At 65.5% G+C, this 2648-nt stretch carries 2 protein-coding genes and 2 pseudogenes; 2 read left to right on the top strand and 2 right to left on the bottom strand.

Going from position 1 to position 2648, the window contains the following annotated elements; genetic code table 11:
• Window positions 1-256: 256 nt before the first annotated feature.
• Window positions 257-379 (top strand): annotated as a pseudogene (locus QSK31_RS49135) (IS630 family transposase); the annotation flags it as partial.
• 205 nt (window positions 380-584) lie between these two features.
• On the opposite strand, the pseudogene QSK31_RS49130 reads toward QSK31_RS49135, so the two are convergent.
• Window positions 585-958 (bottom strand): annotated as a pseudogene (locus QSK31_RS49130) (ISAzo13-like element transposase-related protein); the annotation flags it as partial.
• A 372-nt stretch (window positions 959-1330) separates the two neighbouring features.
• Here QSK31_RS49130 and QSK31_RS48340 point away from each other — a divergent pair.
• Window positions 1331-2155 carry a S1 family peptidase gene (locus QSK31_RS48340; RefSeq protein WP_285691966.1) on the top strand — a complete coding sequence of 275 codons (825 nt, stop codon included), beginning with the start codon at window positions 1331-1333 and terminating at the stop codon, window positions 2153-2155.
• 188 nt (window positions 2156-2343) lie between these two features.
• On the opposite strand, the gene QSK31_RS48335 is transcribed toward QSK31_RS48340, so the two are convergent.
• A complete protein-coding gene (locus QSK31_RS48335; RefSeq protein WP_502873132.1) occupies window positions 2344-2535 on the bottom strand; it encodes an IS66 family transposase in 192 nt (63 codons plus the stop codon).
• Window positions 2536-2648 lie beyond the last annotated feature (113 nt).

Here is a 2648-nt window from a genome sequence, read left to right as displayed (position 1 = left end):
CACCCTGCAAGTGCCTTCCGTGACAGGAAACTTGGACCCTCAGCAAGTCCTATTTTCCCTGATCAGAAGGCACTTCTTCGTTTCTGCCCAGTCCTTGGACACCCCTTAACGAAGGGTCGAGGCTAGAAGGAGAAAATGCTCACGGCCTAGCCGAACGCGCCAACCTGTCAGCAGTTCGCGCCATCCAGGTCGGTAACAAAACTGAGCGACGATCCATTGCTCGCGGCCAGGCTGAAAGGGTTGCCGCTGGTGGCTCATACACCAGGCCCACCAGTTCTTCCACCACCGCACCGACGCTCAGAACCTCACCACCGCCGCACCCTGGACCTCACCCTGGCTACCCGAGGGTTGCGGGAAGCACTTACAAGCAGGGGCTTAGGTCCGTACGTACCCTGCCGGGCATCCCCAGACTTGATAGTCCTGGTGCGCGCGCGACCTTTGCTCCTGCTGCGTTGGTGCCCAGGCCTGAGTCCACAGCGGACGTGACAGTTGTCGGCAACGGCCCGATCGGCGCCTTGGGCTACCCTGGCCGGGAAGTCGTGCCCATTGACCTGGACCGGCTGCCATTCCCTGCCCCGAGCGGCGTACTCACCGACCAGTTCCTTCTTCTTCGCATCCATCGACACCACCGGATCACCGGCCGCCAAGAACTGTCCGGCGGCGCCGTTGATGTGACCGAACTGAGCGTCCCAGTCGGGTGCTGCGCACCCTCCTTGGTCTTGAACGTCGCCTGCAACCGGTAGCCGGCCTGTTTCAACAACCGCGACACCGCCGTACAGCCCACCCGGAAACCCTTACCCGCCAACCCTTTGGCCAGTTGCGACAACGACTTGGTCGTCCACGACAACGGCGACTCGGGATCGCCTCGCGTGGCCGGTGAGACCAGATCCCGCAACGCCGACTCGATACCCGGCAAAACCTCCTCAACGGGTGGACGACCCGCGCCTGGCGCCCGCACCCGCCCATCCACCCGGACGCCGGCCCGGATCTCGGCCACCCCACCTGCACCGTCGTACGGGATACGCCCGACAACCGGGCCACCAAAGCGATCCCACCCGATCGCCTGCGCCTCGCAGGCCAGGTACAACCGCCACTGCTTCTCACCCAGCAACGGACGCGTCACCGCGAACTTCTCGATCAGCACCTTTTCATCGATCACACCCGAACCGACGACCCACCCCGCCACACTGGAATCATTCGACCAGGTAGTTCACGGACGAGCACTTAACGGTAGCTTTACATCGATACGCGTAAGCAGGTGCATGCCAGTCAAGGGACACAGTAATGGGTGAAGGGAAACTGGATGCGCAGACTACGAGCGATGGCCGCTATGACCGCCATGGCGGTGACGGTCACGTCCGTCTGGACGGGCGGAGTGGCTCAGGCTCAGGCCGACCCGCCCAAGCCTCCGACCACGCAAATCGTCGGTGGCACGGAGGTGCCTGACGGGAAGTACCCGTTCATGGCTTCGCTGCAGCTCCAGCGGGAGGGCGAAACCTCCTGGCAGCACCGCTGCGGCGGAACCCTGATCGATGGCCGCGGCGTGGTGCTCACTGCGAAACACTGCGTGGACAGGTACCAGGAGGCCGACCTGCCACACCTGCGCGTCGTCGTCGGTCGCACAGTCCGGTCCGCCGACGACGGCCTGGTGCGCGGCGTCTCCGGCATCTCGGTCCACGACAAGGCCGACGCGGCTCTGATATTCCTGGACGACTTCGTGCCGGGTATCACGCCAATCCAGCTCGTCACCCCGGGCACGGACGCGGTCGAGCGCCCGGGCAGCGACGTCATCACGGCCGGCTGGGGTCGCACCGTGCTTGACCCGGGCGGCCCGGGTGGCGGAGGTCCCGGCGAGTACGCGCCGGACCGTATGCAGGAAGTGACCCTGCCGATCGTGTCCGATGACGAGTGCAAGGTCTCGTATCCGAGCCTCAAGCGGGGGATTGAGATCTGCGCCGGCCGCTCGGGCAAGGACTCGTGCCAGGGCGACAGCGGCGGCCCGCTGTTCGTCAAGGTTCCCGGCGCGCAGCCGAAGTACCTGCAGATTGGCATCGTCAGTTGGGGCTGGGGTTGCGGCGCCACCGGCCGTCCCGGCGTTTACACGCAGCTGAGCAACAAGAGGCTCGGCAAGTGGGTCGCCCAGTTCGGTTCCTGATCAGATGGACGCGCCAGGGGTGGGTGGTGACACCTGTCCCTGGCGCCCTCGAACTTCCTCGTCCGGGTCCGGCGAAGATCGCGGCGGCCTCCGGGATCCGTTCCACGTAGCCGTCGAGCTGCTGCCGCGCCACGGTGACCGAGTCCACCAGGGGATGCGGCGCGAACGCGCGGAGGGCCGCGCCCCGGTCACCGTGGACGGCGGCGGCGATGGTGTCCGGAGATCTTCTGTTGGGTCTTCGCCGGTCGCAGGTCGCGTTCGGCCTGGTTCGACGTGGGTGGGATCCGCATGTCGGTGGTGAACCGCAGGATGTCGGCCGTACGGTCGCGGAGGTCTCCCAGCAGCGCCCGGTGTTTCGGCTGTGTTAGACCCTGGTAAATAAGGGTTTCAGGTGCGGTGGTGACGGGCCAGGCGTCGGGTCATGATGATGATCATGGACCACTGGACCATCGCGGCGTGATGTTGTGGCAGTCGTTCGTAGTCGCGGACGGTG

Source organism: Actinoplanes sp. NBRC 103695 (genome assembly GCF_030269485.1).
In the GTDB taxonomy this organism is placed as follows: Bacteria; Actinomycetota; Actinomycetes; order Mycobacteriales; family Micromonosporaceae; genus Actinoplanes.
The sequence above is the reverse complement of the archived record's forward strand: the minus strand, read 5'-3'. Positions and strand labels throughout refer to the sequence as shown.

Coding starts and splice junctions, on each gene's coding strand:
- QSK31_RS48340 (WP_285691966.1), top strand. CDS start 1,331: ATGACCGCCATGGCGGTGACGGTCACGTCCGTCTGGACGGGCGGAGTG.